This window comes from Hydrogenophaga sp. UC242_50 (assembly GCF_042697355.1).
Lineage (GTDB): Bacteria > Pseudomonadota > Gammaproteobacteria > Burkholderiales > Burkholderiaceae_C > Hydrogenophaga.
This window is the reverse complement of the sequence record NZ_CP170553.1, coordinates 5,213,865-5,227,231: the sequence shown is the minus strand read 5'-3', so window position 1 is coordinate 5,227,231 and position 13,367 is coordinate 5,213,865. Positions and strand designations below refer to the sequence as shown.

Sequence of the window (13,367 nt, the reverse complement as noted above, 5' to 3'; positions counted from 1 at the left end):
CCTCCGCGAGTGAGGCAACGGCGTCCCACCCCTGGAGACAACCGCATGAAATCCCCCCGCCTCGGCCGCCGTGGCCTGCTCGCCGGCCTCTGCTCGGGCCTGCTCGCCACCTTCTCCACCGGCATCGCGCACGCGCAGGCGGCCGACTGGCCGCGCCAGCCGATCAAGCTGCTGCTCGGCTTCACGCCCGGTGGCGGCGTGGACGCCACCGCCCGGCTCGTGGCCCAGCAACTGGCCGAAGCACTGGGCAGCCCGGTGGTGGTGGAAAACCGGCCCGGCGCGGGCGGCACCCTGGCGGCCAACGCCGTGGCCAAGGCCGAACCCGACGGCCACACGCTGTTCCTCATGGCCTCGGGGCACAGCATCTCGCCCGCGCTCTACAAGTCGCTGCCCTACGACTCGGTGAACGACTTCACCATGGTCACCATGACCACGCGCTTCCCCTTCGGCGTGGCAGTGGGCGCGAGCTCACCCATCCGCAACATGGGCGAACTCATGAAACAGGCCAAGGACAAACCCGGCACCCTCTCGATGGGCCATGCCGGCGTGGGCACCGGCATGCACCTGGCCAGCGTGCTGCTGCAAAGCCGCGAGCACGTGAAGTTCATCGACGTGGCCTACAAGGGCGGCAACCTCGCGCCCACCGCCGTGGCCGGCGGTGAGATCCAGGCCGTGCTCGACAACCTCGCCAGCATGGAGCCGCTCGTCAACGGCAACCGCCTGCGCCTGCTCGCCGTCACCGGCACGCAGCGCTGGCCCACCTACCCCGACGTGCCCACCCTGGCCGAAACCGTCTCGCCGGGTTTCGACGTGACCGGATGGACCGCGCTGGCCGGGCCCAAGAACCTGCCCGCGCCGGTGGTGGCGCGCCTCTCGCGCGAGATGACCAGGATCATCGCCAAGCCCGAGGTCATCGAGCGCCTGCGCAAGCTCGGCCTGGGCGCCACCAGCACCGAGCCGGCCGAAGCGCAGAAGGTGCCTGCGCACCGAAGTGGCGCGCTGGCAGAAGCTCGTGCAGGACGAGAAGATCGAAACCCAGAACTGAAGACCCAAGGCCCTGCCGCCCCGGCGGTGCGGCCATGGCAAGATCGAAGGCGGCCCACCCGGTGGTGGGCCGCCTTCTTTTTTGAGGAGATGGGAACGTGACGACCCCAGAAATCGCCCTGCTGGTGCTGGGCGCGGCCGTGGCCGGCTTCGTGCAAGGCCTCTCGGGCTTTGCCTTCGGCATGGTCGCCATGTCCTTCTGGGTCTGGGGCATCGATCCGCGCGTGGCCGCCGTCATGGCCGTGTTCGGCTCGCTCACCGGCCAGATCGTGGCCGCGGTCACCAGCCGGCGCGCCTTCCGGCTGCAGGTGCTCGCCCCGTTCCTCGCTGGTGGCGTGCTCGGTATTCCCATGGGCATCGCCGTGCTGCCGCACCTCAACCCCGACCTGTTCCGCCTGGTGCTCGGCGGCGTGCTCGTGATCTGGTGCCCCATCATGCTGATGTCATCGCACCTGCCCAAGGTCTCGCGCGGCGGGCGCGTGGCCGATGGCGTGGCCGGCCTCGCGGGCGGCTTCATGGGCGGCATCGGCGGCTTCACCGGCGTGGTGCCCACGCTGTGGTGCACGCTGCGCGGCATGGAGAAAGACACGCAGCGCGCCATCATCCAGAACTTCAACCTCGCGGCCCTGGCCTTCACCATGCTCGGCTACGTGATCGCGGGCGCCGTCACGCGCGACATGTGGCCTCTGCTGCCCATCGTCGCGGTGGCGCTGCTCGTGCCCGTGCTGCTGGGCTCGCGCCTGTACGTGGGCTTGAGCGAGGCCGCGTTCCGCAAGCTCGTGCTGTCCTTGCTCAGCCTGTCGGGTGCTGCGCATGCTCGTGGCCGCCGTGCCGCGCCTGCTGGCCTCAACCTGAAACCCGGCCCGCCATGATCTCGTCCCAGTTCCTGCAGCGCATGAGCCTGCGCCGAGACACCGTCGACAGCTTCGAGCGCTATCCCTTCAACCTGCCCGCCGTGCGCACGCTCGACCGGTTGGACTTCCACCCCAAGGTCACCTTCTTCATCGGCGAGAACGGCTCCGGCAAATCCACCCTGCTCGAAGCCATCGCCGTCGCCCTCGGCTTCAACGCCGAGGGCGGCAGCAAGAACTTCCGATTCAGCACGCGCCGCTCGCACTCGGTGCTGCACGAGCACCTGCGCATCGCCAAGGGATTCAAGCGGCCGCGCACCGGCTTCTTCCTGAGGGCCGAGAGCTTCTTCAACGTCGCCACCGAGATCGAGCAGCTCGACGCCGAGCCCGGCCTGGGTGCGCCGGTCATTCAGTCCTATGGCGGACATTCGCTGCACGAGCAGTCGCACGGCGAATCGTTTCTGACGCTGCTGATGGAGCGCTTCCACGGCCAGGGCCTGTACATCCTCGACGAACCCGAGGCCGCGCTCTCGCCGCAGCGGCAACTGGCCGTGCTCGCGCGCATTCACGACCTGGTGAACGAAGGCTCGCAATTCGTCATCGCCACACACTCGCCGCTGCTCATGGCCTACCCGGACGCCTGCATCTACCAGTGCGGCGCCGACGGCATGGCGCCGGTGGCCTACGACGACACGGAACACGTGCGCGTCACGCGGGACTTTCTGGCCGATCCGCAGCGCATGTTGCGCGGGTTGCTGGAGCGGTAGGCACGCTCGACGTACCCGCACGGGCCCTGCGCAGGCCCCGCATCTGGTTTCTTTGCCAAGGTATTTCGTTCCGGCCAGTCTGGAACGAGGCGATCGCGCGCGGGATCGAAATGACTGATTTGGGGGATTGCTCGGGAACCGGTGGTTGTGGCAAGGCGCACACCTTCGCTTGAGCGACGGAAGGCGCGAACTTAAGGCGGAACACCCTCACTCAACGCTCGCCTTCGACACGAACGAAGGGTTGAAAACACGTCACCAACCTTGACTCTGGATCCTCGAAATGAACCCTTTCACTAAGCAGCTTGGACATGATCGGCCGATTGACTTGGCGAACATCCTTGCTCAGTTCAGCAGCAATGGCGTTTTCGGGCGCTTGATGCCGGGCATTCTGAGCCAGCTCGATCAACAAGAATTTCCCATCTATGAGGGCAATGGCCTGAAGGACTTGATTGAGCAAAAGAAGGTGGCGGAACTGGCGGAATTTGAGTCTTTCGATCACGAGTCCGTGGTCCAGGTATGCCTTGAAACGGTCGAGCAGCACCCCGATGAAGTGACCGTGCTGCTTTGGAACAAAGAGCTGGCTCAGGCGTCGATCAGGGCCTGAAGTTCGGTGAACTTCGCCTTCTTGTTGATGGCCGCCTCGAACCGTTTCTGGAAGGGTTCGAACAGTTCCGGATGGCCCATGGCCTCCACAAAGTCCTTGATGCCGTCCATGTCGCCCGCGAGGGCTTCCAGGTCCGCCGTGAGCTCCAGCTTGATGGAGTTCTCCATGTTGCTGGAGGTGTCGTTGCTGGCGATCTTGATCGAGTTGGTGACCTCACACTCGTTGCGCCTGGCCAGACGGTCGTAGTAGGCCCCGACGAAGTTCTTGATGGCGTAGACGCCCACGACGATTGGGGCGATGACGGCGGCCGCGGGCCCTGAGCTGATGCCGGCGAGGGTGAGCGATTTGATGACGATGCCGCCGACGGCGTTGCACAGCCGGGTGGAGGCGCCGAACAGGGCCGCGATGTTGGACTTGATCTTGTAGCGCACCGAATCGAAAAGGTGCGTCAGGACTTTCGAGCCGGCTTTGCCTTTCAGTTTCTCGATGGCCCGTTTGAACGCGTCCCTGCGTTCCAGCAGGAAACCGCGTGTGTCGGAAAAGCGCTTCAACTCGAAAACGCTTCGGCCCAGGCTCACCACATTGGTGAACAGGCCAAAGCCCGTTTTTTCCAGCGCCCAGAATTCCTTCTCGGCGAAATCCTCCTTCTGGTCCTCAATGAGATTCATCACTTCTTGATTCAAAGGCCGCTCGCCAAGGCGCGCCATGAACTCATCCATGCCCGCCTCGTCGCGGATCAACAGAACATCCGGGTCGTCCGGGAGCAGCTCGCTCAACTGCTCGGCGATGCCTCGAATGTCGGAAGTGAGGTGCACATTGCCAACGAATTGGATGAAGGCATGGAGCGCGTTCGCAGCGTCCGCCTCAAGCTGCGTGGCGACTTCGCCCAGCCCGGGCATGCCCAGCGCCGATTTGATCAACTCATTGCATTGGGCCCGGATCCTGGCGGCTTCGAGCGGGTTCAAGTCCGCTCGGTTAGCCCAAGCCCGCGTCAGCTCGGTCAGTCCGCATTGGAGCGCCTTCTTGGCGTGCAGATGCCGCTGGACGCCGGCCGAGGCGGTCAGGCCGTCCAGCAAGGTGACGATGGTGACGCACGATGAGATGGTGGCTGCTACACATTGCCTCCCTGTCGTTTGGTGGCTTGCGGCGCACAAGGCCTTGAGCAGACGCTAACGTCGCTGCCCAGTTTTGGAGGGGCCATCAGCAATGATCGACATGGAAAGCGCGCAGGGCACGCTGCGCGAGGCGGCGTGCACGCGGCCGATGCAGGCCGCGACAGCCGGCCTGGACATCCGGCCTCTCATGCGCACTCACGCCGGGCGCTGGTTTGCCGCTGTCGATCGATCCAGGGCGGACATTCTGCGGTGGGAGGAATGGCCCGACGCGATCCGGTCCGAAGAGGACGCCCATGTGCTTCTTCAAAAACTGGAGTCGGAATGGACATCCGGCCGCACTTTTTCCTGCGGAATCTTCACTGAGGAAGGCGCGGTGATCGGCGGTGTGACCGTGTCCAACATCCTGTGGGACTGTCGGTGCGCCGATCTGGGCTATTGGGTGGAGCCCCGTTATCGCGGCAAGGGTGTTTCGGCGTGGGCCGCGCGCTACCTGATCGATTTTTGCTTCCGCGTCCTGCGGCTGCAGCGGCTGGCGCTGGTCATCCGGGTGGACAACGTCGCGAGCCAGCGGGTGGCGGAGAAGCTCGGCGCGCAGTTCGAGGGTGTCGCCAGAAAGCGCATCGTTCACGACCAGCGGGCGCTCGACGCCAAGGTCTACGCGATCACCCAGAACGGTGACCCGTCCGCAGGGTCTGTTTCCACTGGTTACGCCGGTTGTTAAAAATCTCGACCAAGCGGTCGGGTTCGCGGTTCGAGGGAGGCTTCAAGCGCCTTGATCGTGGTTCTTCCCTGTCCGTTCCTTCCATTCCTTGAGCGTCGGGTCGCGTCCTAAAGTGCAGCGAAGTTTGTAGCAACGCCCCGAGAGGAGAGACCGTGGAAGTCAATCGAGCAGAGGAAGGCGACGGCACCTTTTCGGACTTGCACGCCCAGTTGGCGACGCTGGCATTGCGCACCGATGGCAAGCTCAGAAGCTTCCTGCGGCGGTTTGAACGCGATCCCCAACTGGTCGACGATCTGGTCCAGGACGTGTATGTGGAAGTGTTGAAATCGCTGCGGAACTTCGGCGGGCGATCGTGCCTGGAGTCCTGGATCTTTGGCGTCGCGCAGAATGTCGGCCGACAACACGTCGCCAAGGCCGTCGCTCATCGCGCGCGCTTCGTGGACATGGAAGACGGGCCCGCCGACACGCGCGGCGCCCCCGATGTCCTTCACATCGTTTCCCTGCAGCAGCGGCTGCGGCTTGTCGATCAGAAGATGCGCGCCATGCCCGAGGCCCTGTCGTCGACGTTCGAGGCCTACATCGAAGAGGGCCTGACCTACGAGCAGGCGGCCAAGTCGCTCAGCATCCCGATCGGCACGGTCCGCTCCCGCATCTTCCGTGTGCGGGAACTGGTGCAGGACTGCTGAGCGCCCGAAAGACCGTGGCGGTGGTCACGCCGCGAGCGGCATGCCCAGGCGCGGATCGCGGTTGAGTTTGAAGACGGCAACGGCTTGCACCAGCTGCAGGGCCTGATGTTTCAGGCTGTCTGCGGCGGCGGCGCTTTCTTCCACCAGCGCGGCGTTCTGCTGCGTCACGCGGTCCATCTGGCTGATGGTTTCGCCCACCTGGCCCACGCCCGCGCTCTGTTCGCTGGTGGCGCTGCTGATCTCGCCCACCAGGTCGGAGACGCGGCGGATCGCCTCGACCACGCCTTGCATGGTGACGCCGGCCTGGTCGGCCAGCAGCGTGCCGCTGGCCACGCGTTCCACGCTGGCGTCGATCAGGCCCTTGATCTCCTTGGCCGCCTGGGCGCTGCGCTGCGCGAGGTTGCGCACTTCACCGGCCACCACCGCAAAGCCACGGCCCTGTTCCCCGGCCCGCGCGGCTTCCACCGCCGCGTTCAGCGCCAGGATGTTGGTCTGGAACGCGATGCCGTCGATCACGCCGATGATGTCGGCGATGCGCCTGGAGCTGTCGTTGATGCCTCGCATGGTTTCCACGACCTTGCCCACCACGTCGCCGCCTTCGGCCGCGACCTGAGAGGCGGTTTTCGCCAGTTCGTTGGCCTTGCCGGCGTGGTCGGCGGTCTGGCGCACGGTGGTGCCCAGTTCCTCCATTGACGCAGCGGTTTCTTCCAGCGCGGCGGCCTGCTCTTCGGTGCGGGTGGAGAGGTCGGTGTTGCCCTGGGCGATCTGCACGCTCGCATCCGACACCAGCGCGGCGTTGTCCTGCACGTGGCTCACGGTGTCGCTGATGCGCTTCTGCATGGTTCGCATGGCGCCCAGCAGCTGGCGGGTGTCGTCGTTGCCCACCAGCGCGATCGGGCGGGTGAGGTCGCCTTCGGCCAGGTGGCCGGCGGCGGCCACGGCCTGGTCCATGGCGATGGCGATGAGGCGGGCGACCCAGAGCGCGCCCAGCACCAGCAGCACGGTGGCGACCAGCACCGCGATGGCGATGGTCCAGAGCGATTGCGCGACGCTGGCCGCAGCGGCCTCGGAAATCGTGGCACCGTCCTCCTCGATCATCCCCGAGAGTTTCTCCAGCTGGTCTTCGAGTTGGGCGAAGGCCTGGTTCAGCGCCGGCAACTGGGCTTCGGCCTGGGCCGCGCCCTGGGCGGCGCCGCCGATGACGGCCTGCGCGGCCTGGGTGTATTGCCGCACCACGGGCAGGGTGGCGTCCAGCGCCTTGCGGGCTTCGGGGTCGATGCCGGAGGCGGCGATTTTCTTCAGGGCCTCGTCCAGTGTCGCGACGTGGTCATCGAGATCCTTGCGCGCGGCGGTCACGGTGGCCGTGTCGTTCTTCATCACCGCCAGCAGCGCGCGCTGCGCGTCGCCACGCAGGGCGTCGTGCATCATGTCCGCGCTCAGGGAGGCCTGCAGGGCCTGGCTGGAGAGTGCGGAGGCCTCGACCTTGGCGGCCATGGATGAGACGGCGAGCAGGCCGATGCCGCCCGCGGCAGACACCAACGCGGCGCCGGCCAGGCCAAGACAGAGGATCTGGGTGCGAAGTTTCATGAAGTCTCCGGAAGAGATGCGGATGGCGCGGCGAAGGTGCCGCTGACCCCTGAGGCCTGTTTCGACGCGCCCCCGCGCTTGTGTAGCGCGGCCGGACAGGCGGTTGGCGTGGTGGAACCAAGCACCGCCGCCGCCTCAACCGCCGGTGAAGATTTCGGTGGCCAGCTTCATGAGCGCGGCCACCGGCGTGTCCAGCATGGGCAGGGTGAAGGCGATGCCCACCAGGCCGGCCGAGAGGGTGAGCGGGAAACCGATGGCGAAGGCGTTCATCTGCGGCGCGATGCGCGAGATGAAGCCGAGCACGATGTTGATGAACAGCAGCATGCCGATCATGGGCAGGGCGATCCACAGGCCGTAGCGGAACACCACCGAACCCAGCTCGTGCAACTGCATGCGGTTGATCGATTCGAAGGCGCTGCCGCTGAGCGGAAAGGTGTTGAAGCTGGCCACGACGGCCTGCAGCAGCATGAGGTGGCCGCCCATCACCACAAACAGCAGCATGGTGGTGTTGCCGAAGAAGCGGCCCACGGCGCTGGACTGCGAGTTGGTGGACGGATCGAAAAAGCCGGCGAAGTTCAGGCCCATCTGCAGGCCGATGAGTTCACCGGCGAGCTCGACGGAGGCGAACACGATGCGCACCGCCAGACCGATGGCGATGCCCACGATCACCTGCTGCATCACGACGGCGAAGGCGCCTGCGTCGGTGAGGCCGATCACGGGTTGCTCGGGCAGGCCGGCCTGGGCGCACACCGCCACCAGGAAGGCCAGGCCCACGCGGGTGCGCATGGGCACCGAGCGCGAGGAGAAGATGGGCGCGCTGGAGAAGACGGCCAGGATGCGCAGGAAGGGCCAGAACACCGGCGAGACCAGCGCCATGATCTGCGCTTCGGTGAACGTGGGCATGCGACGGCCGATCGCGAGATCAGATGGCGAAGTTGGGGATCGACAGGATCGTGCTGCGGATGAACTCGACCATGGTGGTCATCATCCACGGGCCCGCGATGGCGAACACCGCGATGGCCGCGATCAGCTTGGGCACGAAGGCGAGCGTGGCTTCGTTGATCTGCGTGATGGCCTGGAACAGGCTGACCAGCAGGCCCACCCCGAGCACCGTGGCGAGCACCGGCGCGGCGACCATGAGCAGCATGAAGAGGGCGTTCTGCCCCATCGTGAGGGCGGCTTGGGGATCCATGGTGTTCCTCTAGGTGGAGAACGAGGCGGCGAGGGAGCCGAGCAGCAGGTTCCAGCCATCGGCCAGCACGAACAGCATGAGCTTGAACGGCAACGCCACCAGCACGGGCGAGAGCATCATCATGCCCAGCGACATCAGCACGCTGGCGACGACCATGTCGATCACCAGGAAGGGGATGAAGATCATGAAGCCGATCTGGAACGCGGTCTTGAGCTCGCTGGTGACGAAGGCCGGCACCAGCACGCGGAAGGGGGCGTTCTGCGCGGTCACGTCGTTGGGCAGCTTGGCCAGCTTGGCGAAGAGTTCGAAGTCGGACTGGCGCGTCTGCTTGAGCATGAACTCGCGCATGGGGGCCTGGCCGCGTTCGAGCGCCTGGTCGAAGGTGATGGCGTTGCGCGAATAGGGTTCGTAGGCGTCGGCGTACACGCGGTCCAGCGTGGGGCCCATCACGAACAGCGTGAGGAACAGCGAGAGGCCGACGATCACCTGGTTGGGCGGGGCCGACTGCGTGCCCAGGGCCTGGCGCAGCAGCGAGAGCACGATCACGATGCGGGTGAAGCCCGTCATGAGCAGCAGCACGGCCGGCAGAAAGGACAGCGCGGTGAAGAACAGCAGGGTCTGGATCGGCACCGAGTAGCTGGTGCCGCCCGCGCCCTGGCCGATCATCAGCGGCAGCGTGGGGCCGGCGGGTGCGGCGGGCGCGCCCTGGGCCCAGGCCGCGCCGGTGGCGAAGAGGGCGAGCGCGGCCAGCAGCAGGCCGGTGCGCAAGGGTTCAACGCGGCGCATGGGGGCCTTTGAGGGGTTGGGTCAGTTGGGCCAGGCGCGCGGCGAAGCCGGAAGCGGGCGTGACGATGGGGCCGGCGGGGTCCACCAGATCGGCCGGCAGGGCCATCTGGTGCAGGGCGTTCACGCTGCCGGCGGACACGCCGAGCACCAGGCACACGCGGTCTTCGCCCTGGCCGATCTGCACCGTCACCACGCGCTGCTGCGGGCCCAGCGAGAGGGTGGAGAGCACCTGCATGGGCGGGCCGCTGTGGCCCACGGCGCCGGGCAGGCGGCGGCGCGCCCACTTCAGGGCGAAGGCCAGGCCCACCATGAGGGCGAGCAGAAGCAGCGCGGGCATCGCGTTTTGCAGCATGAGGGGCTCGATCGGAGAAGAGGTTTTTAGTCCAGGGATGCCGAGGAACCGGCTTTGCCGGGCCTCTGGCGTCGCCTCCCTGCCAGGGGGGTGGCGCCGAAGGCGACGCGGGGGGTGACATGACCCATGGTCATGTCCTGCTCACCCTGCGCATGCGTTCGGACGGCGTCACGATGTCGGTCAGGCGGATGCCGAACTTGTCGTTCACCACCACCACCTCGCCCTGGGCGATCAGGTAGCCGTTGATCAGCACGTCCATGGGTTCGCCGGCCAATGCGTCGAGTTCGACGATGGAGCCCTGCGCGAGCTGCAGGATGTACTTGATCGGCACCCGGGGTGCGGCCCAGTTCCACCGACAGCTGGACGGGGATGTCCAGCACCATCTGGATGTCCTGCATCGGGCTCGTGCCCGAGGCCACGGGGGGCGGTGCTGGCCTCGAACTCGGGCGCGCCGTCGGCGACCGTTTCGGTGGTGGCGGCCTGTTCTTCCAGGGCCTGAGCCCATTCGTCGGCAACAGCGTCGTTCATGGTGTTGGTGCTCTCAGTTGACATAGGAATCTCCCAACCAGTGCAAATCGGTGCCACGCAGGTTGCGCTCGACGCGCAGGGCGTACTTGCCCTTGTGGGTGCCGTACTGGCATTCAAAGACGGGCACGCCGTCCACGTGGGCCTTGATCGAAGGGTGGCGATCGAGTTCGATGAAGTCGCCGATCTGCACGGCCAGCAGCTGTTCCACCGTGGCGTCGGTCTGGGCCAGCTCGGCGACCATGGTCACCTCGGCGGCCTGGATCTCGTGGCTCAGCAGCTTGACCCAGCGGCGGTCGACCTCGATGGCATCGCCCTGCACGCTGGAATACAGCACGTCGCGGATCGGCTCCAGCGTGGCGTAGGGAATGCAGATGTGCAGCGAACCCGCGATGTCGCCGATCTCCAGCGTGAAGCTGGTGGAGACCACGATTTCGCTCGGGGTGGCGATGGTGGCGAACTGGGGCTGCATCTCCGAGCGCTGGTAGGCCAGTTCGATCGGGTACACGCCGCGCCAGGCCTTCTTGTATTCCTCGGCCACCACCTCCACCAGGCGGTTGATCACGCGCTGCTCGGTGGGCGAGAAGTCGCGGCCCTCGATGCGGGTGTGGAACTTGCCATTGCCGCCGAACAGGCTGTCGATCACGCCGAACAGCAGCGTGGGCTCGCAGACCACCAGGCCGTTGCCGCGCAGCGGGCGGATGGCCATGATGTTGAAGTTGGTCGGCACCACCAGTTCCCGCAGGAAGGCGCTGTACTTCTGCACCTGCACCGCGCCCACCGAAATCTCGGGGCTGCGGCGGATGAAGTTGAACAGGCCCAGACGCAGGTTGCGCGAGAAGCGCTCGTTGACGATTTCCATGGTGGGCATGCGCCCACGCACGATGCGCTCCTGGCTCGAGAGGCTGTAGTCGCGCACACCGCCGGTGGGCACTTCCTCTTTCGCGAGTTTCTGGCTCTCGCCGGTGACGCCTTCGAGAAGGGCGTCGATCTCTTCCTGGGACAGAAACGAATCGGCCATGGCGTGTCGTCCTGCTTATTGAACGATGAAGCTGGAGAACAGCACGGCCTGCACGGGGTTGGCGGCGGCCTTCGATTTCTTCTTGCGCGTCGCCTCTTCGCCCTCGGTGGACACGGCGTAGCCCATCTCCTTCGAGATCGTCGCGATGATGTCGCTGGCGAGCTTTTCCTTGCCCTTGAGCGCCAGCATCTCGTCGGCGGTGCGCTGCGAGATCAGCACCAGCACCTGGCTGCGGATGCTGGGCAGGTAGGCCTTGACGGCGGTCTCGGTGGCGGCGTCCTGCAGCTGCAGCGTCAGGCCGAGCTGGATGAAGCGGTTGCCGCCGGGGTCGGCCAGGTTGATGACCATGTTCTCCAGCGGCAGGAAGACCGGCGCGGTCTTGGGGTTCTTGGCGGCCTGTTCGACGGGGGCGTGCCCATCGTCCTCGTAATCGTCTTCGGCGGTGTTCTTCTTGAGGATGAACAGCGCGGCGGCGGCGCCGATCAGCGCGAGCACGACCACGCCGAGCACGATGAACAGCAGTTTCTTGCTCTTCTTCTTGGGCGCTTCGGGGGCGGCAGCGGTGGCGGTGGCGGCGGCAGCGGACATGTTCTTCCTTCAATGTGGCCCACCGGCCATACCGGGTGGGGTTGAAAGAATTATTGGGCGCCACTCCCTCCGCCGTTCGCCAGATAAGCGCCGGAAAAGGGGGTTATTCAGTCGCTAGGTGGCAAGGTGTGCCGCATTGCACAAACGCCGCCAGGGCACCCGCGGAACCGGCTTTGCCGGGCCGCCAGGTGCGCCCCCTTGAGGGGGAGACGCCGCAGGCGGCGCAGGGGTGCTTCCGAATCAGGCGAACACGTCCAGGGGACGGCTGCCGTCGGTGCGGGGGGCCAGCACCGGCCGCGCGGCCGGTTCGGCCGCCTGGCTGGCGCGGCCCAGGGCCTCGGTGCTCAGGCCGGCCGGGCGGGGCTGGTACGAACCATCGCCCTGCGCCTGGCCCTGCGAGCCCACGGACACGCCGCCGAGCTGGATGCCGCTGCGCTGCAGCAGGTCGGCCAGCGATTCGCCGGCGCTTTCGCGCAGGGTGGCGCGCGCCTCGGCGTTGTCGGTCTGGAAGGCGACCTGCACCTCCTGGCCCTTCACGGCGAGCTGGATGTCGATGGCGTCGGCGCCTTCGCCGCCCACGCGCAGGCTGGCGTGGCGCATGTGCTGGGTGCCCCAGTGGCTCACGGTCGGGGCTTCGGCGTCGGCGCGGGCGTCGGCCGGGTTGCGGCCGTCGCCGTTGCCCTGGTCGGTGAAGGACTGGGAGGAAGCGTCGCTGTTGCCGCCGCCGCTGCTGTCGCCGGGGGCGGTGCCGCTCGCGGCGGTCAGGCTGCCGTCCAGCGCCGGGCCGGTGGCCGTGGCGCCGGCGGCGGGGCTGCCGCTCAGGGCGAATTCGCGCGGGTTGGTGGGGCCGGCGCCCACGTCCGTGCCGGCCGAGGCCACGCCCAGGCGCTCGTTGAGGGCGACGGTGGCGCGCACTTGCGCGAACTGGGCGCTCTGCTGTTGTTGCAGGGCTTCGGTGCTGGAGACCGCGCCGCGCTGCCAGACCATGGCGGGAGCGCCGCCTGGCTGGATGGTGCTGTCCCCGGCGCGCTGGGCGGCGGCGGTGGCGGGGGCTGCGGCGTTGGGGTTCAACGGGCTGAAGGCCGGGCGCGAGGCGGCGGCGGCGCGCGCTTGCGCGGCCGCGTTGGGCAGGGTGGGCGCGGCTTCGTCCACGCGGGTCATGCCGCTGACGTCGATGCCACCCTCGCGGGCGGCGCCTTCGGCCTTGCCGGAGGTGGATGCGGCGGCCGCGCCGGTGCCGGTGGTGGACGCGGTGTTGCCGGGCAGGCCCCAGGCGAGCAGGGCGGCCAGGGGGTTGTCGTCGGTCGGGTCGTCGGCCTCGGCCTGCGCGTCGTTGGCGGCTTCGCCGTCGGGCAGGGTGTTGCTGGCCGCGGTCTGGTGCGTGTCGCTCACCAGGCTCAGCAGGCTGGCGAACAGGTCCTCGGCCGGCTTGTCGGCGTTGGCGCGCGCGTTGCCACCCGGCTGGGCCGGCTTGGACGCGGCTTCGGCGGGCTTGGGCGCTTGGATGCTGGCGTGCGTGGTGGTCATG

At 67.1% G+C, this 13,367-nt stretch carries 14 protein-coding genes and 2 pseudogenes; 6 read left to right on the top strand and 10 right to left on the bottom strand.

What is annotated here, in order from left to right; all coding sequences use genetic code 11:
* Positions 1-45: 45 nt before the first annotated feature.
* The 4 genes and pseudogenes from ACFJGX_RS26680 (at position 46) to ACFJGX_RS26665 (ending at position 3,266) form a co-directional block, all read left to right on the top strand.
* Positions 46-1,146, top strand: coding sequence for a Bug family tripartite tricarboxylate transporter substrate binding protein (locus tag ACFJGX_RS26680; RefSeq protein ID WP_382327413.1), 1,101 nt, complete (start codon positions 46-48; stop codon positions 1,144-1,146).
* Positions 1,143-1,899: pseudogene (locus ACFJGX_RS26675) on the top strand (sulfite exporter TauE/SafE family protein). The gene ACFJGX_RS26680 and the pseudogene ACFJGX_RS26675 overlap by 4 nt, the downstream one beginning before the upstream one ends.
* A 13-nt stretch (positions 1,900-1,912) precedes the next feature.
* Positions 1,913-2,662, top strand: a complete 750-nt coding sequence (locus ACFJGX_RS26670) for an AAA family ATPase (RefSeq protein WP_382323229.1) — start codon at positions 1,913-1,915, stop codon at positions 2,660-2,662.
* A 280-nt stretch (positions 2,663-2,942) separates the two neighbouring features.
* Positions 2,943-3,266, top strand: coding sequence for a hypothetical protein (locus ACFJGX_RS26665; protein ID WP_382323230.1), 324 nt, complete (start codon positions 2,943-2,945; stop codon positions 3,264-3,266).
* Here ACFJGX_RS26665 and ACFJGX_RS26660 read toward each other — a convergent pair.
* The gene (locus ACFJGX_RS26660) at positions 3,245-4,342 is read right to left on the bottom strand and encodes a hypothetical protein (protein ID WP_382323231.1); all 1,098 of its coding nucleotides are present in this window, start codon (positions 4,340-4,342) and stop codon (positions 3,245-3,247) included. The two genes, ACFJGX_RS26665 and ACFJGX_RS26660, sit on opposite strands and share 22 nt — an antisense overlap.
* Positions 4,343-4,472: 130 nt before the next feature.
* On the opposite strand from ACFJGX_RS26660, the gene ACFJGX_RS26655 reads away from it, so the two are divergent.
* Both ACFJGX_RS26655 and ACFJGX_RS26650 read left to right on the top strand, forming a co-directional pair.
* Positions 4,473-5,102 carry a GNAT family N-acetyltransferase gene (locus tag ACFJGX_RS26655; RefSeq protein ID WP_382323232.1) on the top strand — a complete coding sequence of 210 codons (630 nt, stop codon included), beginning with the start codon at positions 4,473-4,475 and terminating at the stop codon, positions 5,100-5,102.
* A 152-nt stretch (positions 5,103-5,254) separates the two neighbouring features.
* Positions 5,255-5,788, top strand: coding sequence for an RNA polymerase sigma factor (locus ACFJGX_RS26650; protein ID WP_382327411.1), 534 nt, complete (start codon positions 5,255-5,257; stop codon positions 5,786-5,788).
* Between the two features lie 24 nt (positions 5,789-5,812).
* Here the strand turns inward: ACFJGX_RS26650 and ACFJGX_RS26645 are convergent, their stop codons facing one another.
* The 9 genes and pseudogenes from ACFJGX_RS26645 to ACFJGX_RS26605 all read right to left on the bottom strand — a co-directional run bounded on the left by ACFJGX_RS26645 (position 5,813) and on the right by ACFJGX_RS26605 (position 13,366).
* Complete coding sequence (locus tag ACFJGX_RS26645) at positions 5,813-7,375, bottom strand: methyl-accepting chemotaxis protein (RefSeq protein WP_382327409.1); 1,563 nt, start codon at positions 7,373-7,375, stop codon at positions 5,813-5,815.
* 135 nt (positions 7,376-7,510) lie between these two features.
* The gene (fliR, locus tag ACFJGX_RS26640; protein ID WP_291113517.1) at positions 7,511-8,278 is read right to left on the bottom strand and encodes a flagellar biosynthetic protein FliR; all 768 of its coding nucleotides are present in this window, start codon (positions 8,276-8,278) and stop codon (positions 7,511-7,513) included.
* A 19-nt stretch (positions 8,279-8,297) separates the two neighbouring features.
* The gene (gene fliQ, locus ACFJGX_RS26635; RefSeq protein ID WP_382323234.1) at positions 8,298-8,567 is read right to left on the bottom strand and encodes a flagellar biosynthesis protein FliQ; all 270 of its coding nucleotides are present in this window, start codon (positions 8,565-8,567) and stop codon (positions 8,298-8,300) included.
* A 9-nt stretch (positions 8,568-8,576) separates the two neighbouring features.
* Entirely contained in the window at positions 8,577-9,353 is a 777-nt protein-coding gene (fliP, locus tag ACFJGX_RS26630; protein WP_382323235.1) for a flagellar type III secretion system pore protein FliP, read from the bottom strand.
* Positions 9,340-9,705 (bottom strand): FliO/MopB family protein, encoded by a 366-nt coding sequence (locus tag ACFJGX_RS26625; RefSeq protein WP_382327407.1) that lies wholly within the window; start codon positions 9,703-9,705, stop codon positions 9,340-9,342. The genes fliP and ACFJGX_RS26625 overlap by 14 nt, the downstream gene beginning before the upstream one ends.
* Positions 9,706-9,835: 130 nt before the next feature.
* Positions 9,836-10,257 (bottom strand): annotated as a pseudogene (gene fliN / locus ACFJGX_RS26620) (flagellar motor switch protein FliN).
* On the bottom strand, positions 10,247-11,251 hold the full coding sequence (gene fliM, locus ACFJGX_RS26615; protein WP_382327405.1) for a flagellar motor switch protein FliM: 1,005 nt from the start codon (positions 11,249-11,251) through the stop codon (positions 10,247-10,249). Before fliM ends, fliN begins: the two are co-directional and overlap by 11 nt.
* Positions 11,252-11,266: 15 nt before the next feature.
* Positions 11,267-11,839, bottom strand: coding sequence for a flagellar basal body-associated protein FliL (gene fliL, locus ACFJGX_RS26610; protein WP_382327403.1), 573 nt, complete (start codon positions 11,837-11,839; stop codon positions 11,267-11,269).
* A gap of 240 nt (positions 11,840-12,079) precedes the next feature.
* Positions 12,080-13,366, bottom strand: coding sequence for a flagellar hook-length control protein FliK (locus tag ACFJGX_RS26605; protein ID WP_382327401.1), 1,287 nt, complete (start codon positions 13,364-13,366; stop codon positions 12,080-12,082).
* Position 13,367 lies beyond the last annotated feature (1 nt).

Bases quoted from the DNA above. Each gene is read 5' to 3' on its own strand.
- ACFJGX_RS26680 (WP_382327413.1), top strand. From the start codon at position 46: ATGAAATCCCCCCGCCTCGGCCGCCGTGGCCTGCTCGCCGGCCTCTGC.
- ACFJGX_RS26670 (WP_382323229.1), top strand. From the start codon at position 1,913: ATGATCTCGTCCCAGTTCCTGCAGCGCATGAGCCTGCGCCGAGACACC.
- ACFJGX_RS26665 (WP_382323230.1), top strand. From the start codon at position 2,943: ATGAACCCTTTCACTAAGCAGCTTGGACATGATCGGCCGATTGACTTG.
- ACFJGX_RS26655 (WP_382323232.1), top strand. From the start codon at position 4,473: ATGATCGACATGGAAAGCGCGCAGGGCACGCTGCGCGAGGCGGCGTGC.
- ACFJGX_RS26645 (WP_382327409.1), bottom strand. From the start codon at position 7,375: ATGAAACTTCGCACCCAGATCCTCTGTCTTGGCCTGGCCGGCGCCGCG.
- fliR (WP_291113517.1), bottom strand. From the start codon at position 8,278: ATGCCCACGTTCACCGAAGCGCAGATCATGGCGCTGGTCTCGCCGGTG.
- fliQ (WP_382323234.1), bottom strand. From the start codon at position 8,567: ATGGATCCCCAAGCCGCCCTCACGATGGGGCAGAACGCCCTCTTCATG.
- fliP (WP_382323235.1), bottom strand. From the start codon at position 9,353: ATGCGCCGCGTTGAACCCTTGCGCACCGGCCTGCTGCTGGCCGCGCTC.
- ACFJGX_RS26625 (WP_382327407.1), bottom strand. From the start codon at position 9,705: ATGCTGCAAAACGCGATGCCCGCGCTGCTTCTGCTCGCCCTCATGGTG.
- fliM (WP_382327405.1), bottom strand. From the start codon at position 11,251: ATGGCCGATTCGTTTCTGTCCCAGGAAGAGATCGACGCCCTTCTCGAA.
- fliL (WP_382327403.1), bottom strand. From the start codon at position 11,839: ATGTCCGCTGCCGCCGCCACCGCCACCGCTGCCGCCCCCGAAGCGCCC.
- ACFJGX_RS26605 (WP_382327401.1), bottom strand. From the start codon at position 13,366: ATGACCACCACGCACGCCAGCATCCAAGCGCCCAAGCCCGCCGAAGCC.